This is a genomic window from Nocardia sp. NPDC004278, assembly GCF_053602975.1.
The window spans coordinates 1-4,286 of the sequence record NZ_JBSGEQ010000096.1 but is presented as its reverse complement, the minus strand read 5'-3'; the positions used below and the strand labels follow the sequence as shown (position 1 = coordinate 4,286).

The following is a 4,286-nucleotide window of genomic DNA, read 5'->3' as shown; positions in this document are numbered from 1 at the left end:
TCCCACGCCCGCCCCTCGGTGAGCAGTCGCACCGCACCCGACGACCAATCCACATGCGAGGATGGCGAATCAACATGCAGAGTCGGCGGCATCACCCCAAACCGCATCGCCTGCACCATCTTGATCACACCTGCGACACCGGCTGCGGCCTGCGTATGACCCATGTTCGACTTGATCGAGCCGAGCCACAGCGGTTGTTCCGCTGGCCGGTCCTGCCCGTAAGTGGCGAGAATCGCTTGAGCCTCGATGGGGTCTCCGAGGACCGTCCCGGTCCCGTGTCCTTCGACCACGTCTACGTCGCTCGGTGTCAGGTCTGCACTGGCCAACGCCGTGCGAATCACCCGTTGCTGTGCGGGGCCGTTGGGCGCGGTCAGACCATTGGACGCACCATCCTGATTGACCGCCGAACCGCGCACCACCGCCAACACCTCATGACCGAGGCGCTGTGCGTCCGAAAGTCGCTCCAGTACAAGTATTCCCACGCCCTCCGACCAACCGGTGCCATCGGCCGAATCCGCGAACGACTTACACCGGCCGTCTCGTGCCAGACCACCCTGCCGTGAGAATTCGGTGAACGTCTGCGGTGTGGACATAACGGTCACGCCACCCGCCAATGCGAGATCGCATTCGCCCGAACTCAAGGACTGGCATGCCAGATGCAGCGACACGAGCGAGGACGAGCATGCGGTGTCCACACTGACCGCGGGACCCTCCAAACCCAGTACATAGGCGACCCGGCCCGACACCACACTGCCCAGGCTCCCGTTGCTGGCGTATCCCTCTACTTCGACGGGGATCCGAGCGCCGAAGCGGATCCCGTAGTCGTGGTACATCACTCCCGAGAACACACCGGTTCGACTGCCGCGGAGGGTTTCGGGGTCGATTCCAGCGTTCTCGATCGCCTCCCAGGAAGTCTCCAACAGCAACCGCTGTTGCGGGTCCATAGCCAACGCTTCACGTGGACTGATTCCGAAGAACGAAGCATCGAAATCGGCTGCGTCGTAAAGGAATCCACCTTCACGAACATACGACTTCCCGGAGGCGCCTGGCTCGGGGTCATAGAGGTTCTCCACGTCCCAGCCTCGGTCTGCCGGAAACTCGTCGATCACGTCACGGCCACCGGCCGCCATCTGCCACAGCTCACCCGCGGACGCGACGCCGCCTGGATAACGGCACCCCATTCCGACGATCACCACAGGCTCGGAATCGCGTGCCTTCGTAAGGTTTCGGTTCTTCTGCTTGAGGTCTTCGATTTCGATCAACGAGGCGCGCAGCGCGTCCACCAACCGGGTATTCGAGGTCGTCATCTCTTTCGGCCCTTCAGAGCTGATCTTCTGCTGTCACACGTTCGAGCACCGCGTTGATCAACGCGTCTTCGTCCATGTCTTTGATTCGAGCGATTGCGTTCTCTCGCTCGTCCGGCACGTGCTTCGCACTCGCCAGATCGAGCAGCGCGTCGAGCAGTCCCGACGCGCGGAGTCGGTCGAGGGGGATGTTGTGAATCACGCGCTGCAATTCGGCGTCTGCCGACGGACCGACCGAATAGTTCAACCGGGATGCGATGTGCTCGGCGATCGACGTAGGCGTCGGGTGATCGAACATTAGCGTCGCGCTGAAGTTCATGCCGGTCACGGCTGCAAGCCGGTTACGTAGTTCGAGGGCCCCGAGCGAGTCGAAGCCCATTTCGCGGAAGGCCCGGCGTGGTTCCAGCGCGCTGGTCCCGCTGTATCCGAGCACACCAGCCGCCTCCGCACTGACCAGGCCAATCAGCTCTGCCTGCCGGTCTTCCTCGGACAGATCTCGAAGGCGCTCGTGGAACTGTGCCTCGGTCATGTCTGGCGTGCTGCGCCGGCGTCGATTCCGACCGCTTGCCGACAGTATCGGTATCTGCGGCGTATCGGAGCCGGCGTGCTCCATGACGCGTGCAGCCACGAGGGCGATTGCACGGCGCGCGACAATGGCGTCGAACGCCGCGAGGGCCGCTGACGTCGGGATCTGCTGGATCCCGAGGCGTTGCCACCGCCCACGGGCGTCGTCGGTCAAGGTGCGCGCCATGCCGATCTCGCTGTCCCACGGCCCCCATGCGATGGACGTTGCGGGCAGTCCCTCGGCTGTTCGCTGGGCGGCCAGGGCGTCGAGGAAGACATTCGCGGCCGCGTAGTTGCCCTGTCCGGGCCCGCCGAATGTCCCTGCTACTGAAGAGAACAGGACGAACATAGCGAGATCCATGCCGTGGGTGAGCTCGTGCAGATTCCATGCGCCCTCGACCTTCGGACGCAGCACCGAATTCATCGCCCGCGGTGTCAGCGAGGCAATGACCGCGTCGTCGAGCACACCGGCGGCGTGTATCACTCCGGACAGCGGCCGGTCGTGGGGGATGCTGTCCAGCAGTTTCCGCAGCGCCGCGCGATCGGCTACGTCGCAGGCCGCCAAGCGCACGTCCACGCCCAACCCGCACAAGGTGGCGTACTGATCCTCCAGACCTGTGGCGATAGCCCCGCTTCGACTGACGAGCAGCAGACTGCACGCGCCGTACTCCAGTGCCAGATGTCGGGCGAACACCAAGCCCAGTCCACCCGTGCCTCCAGTGATCAGGATGGTTCCTTCGACACGTGGCGTGGGGACATCATGTTCGGCAGTCCGGATGGGGGCAAGTCTCGGCGCGAAGCACTGTCCGGCCCGGACAACGACCTGCTCCTCACGCGTGGACAGCGGTGCACGCAGGTCAGTCGGTTCATCGGTGTCTATGAGGACGATTCGGCCCGGATGTTCCGATTGCGCAGAACGGACCAGGCCCCAGACCGCAGCACCGGCCAGGTCGGTGTCGTGTTCGCCCAGCAAGGCAACAGCACCGCGGGTGACAACAATCAGCCGGGATTCGGCAAAGCCGGGCTCGCTCAGCCAGTGCTGCAGCGCAGCGAGCACCATCTCGGTCCTGGCATACACACCCGCGGCAACCTCGCCGAGCACTGGAGCACATCGGAGCACGACCGCTTCGGACACAACCCCCGTGGCGTCGATCGCATCCCAATCCACGATGGCGGCATCGGTCGATCGATCGAAAGCCACTGGATTCCAGACGATCTCGAACAACACCGTGTCCTCAGGCCTGCTCAGCCCAAGTTGCTCCGAAGACAGTGGCCGTGACATCAAGGATTGCGCAGTCAGAACGGGACGCCCGAACTCGTTGGCGATCACCACTTCCACAGTGTCGTCACCGACACGGCGAATTCGACCACGGACGGCCCGACCGCCGGTCGAATGCAACGTGACGCCGCTCCATGCGAACGGCAGCCTCAGCAGACCGTCAGGCTGTTCGTCGTCACCGACCGCGAGCACACCGTGCAGAACGGCATCGAACAGGGCCGGATGGATACCGAACCCCTTGTCAGCCACGGACTCCGGCAGTTGTGCTTCGACGAAGACCTCGTCTCCGCGCTGCCATACCGAGCGCAATCCCCGAAAGTCTGGTCCGTAGTCGAAGCCTCGCCCGAGCAGACGGTCGTATACACCGGCCACGTCCACCGCGACCGCACCGAAGGGCGGCCACTCCACAAGATCGACTGGTGTGACCTGGCCGGAGCCCAGAGCGCCTTGGGCATGCAGTGTCCACGGCATCGCAGCGTCGACATGGGCATCGATCCGCGAATACACCGATATCGGGCGGTGTCCCGATGCCTCGATTCGTCCGACGACGACCTGCAGGTCTACCTGTGCTGCAGCCGGAATGATCATGGGCGCACGGAGGGTGAGCTCCCGCAACGTCGGACACCCGACGTGTTCACCGGCCTGGATGGCCAACTCCACGAATCCGGTTGCCGGAAACAGCGGCGCACCTCCCACCACATGATCGGACAGCCACGGATGCGTCTGTGACGACAGTCTGCCGATCAGCACGTCGTCGTCCGCGACTGCCAGGTCCAGCGCGCCTGCGAGCATGGGGTGGTCGCCTGGCCGAATGCCGAGGCCGTTGAAACTGCCGGTGGATGCGGCTGCGAGCCAATAACGTTGGCGTTCGAAGGCGTAGGTGGGCAGTTGGATTCGCCGACCCCGTCCCGCGAGCACACCTGCCCAGTCGACCGTCGTGCCGCGAACGAACAGCTGCCCCACCGCCGAGAGCACCGACGTCGGCTCTGTCTGTGTGCCTCGCAAAAGGGGTATCGCCGACGTCGTGTCGAGCGATGGCGACCCCGCGATCATTGCTGTCAACGCGGTTCCCGGCCCGAGTTCCACGAACTGGGTGCCCGCCGTTGCGCGTAGGAGATTGATGCTGTCGGAGAAGCGCA

Annotated in this window: 2 protein-coding genes; both read right to left on the bottom strand. The window is 64.2% G+C overall.

Annotated elements, in window-relative coordinates; translation table 11 throughout:
- Window positions 1-1,307: type I polyketide synthase (locus ACWEO2_RS44175; protein WP_452410855.1), on the bottom strand; the 1,307-nt coding region annotated here is incomplete at its 3' end.
- Window positions 1,308-1,320: 13 nt separating this feature from the next.
- Window positions 1,321-4,286 (bottom strand): type I polyketide synthase (locus ACWEO2_RS44170; protein WP_452410854.1); only part of this gene is annotated, 2,966 nt, incomplete at its 5' end.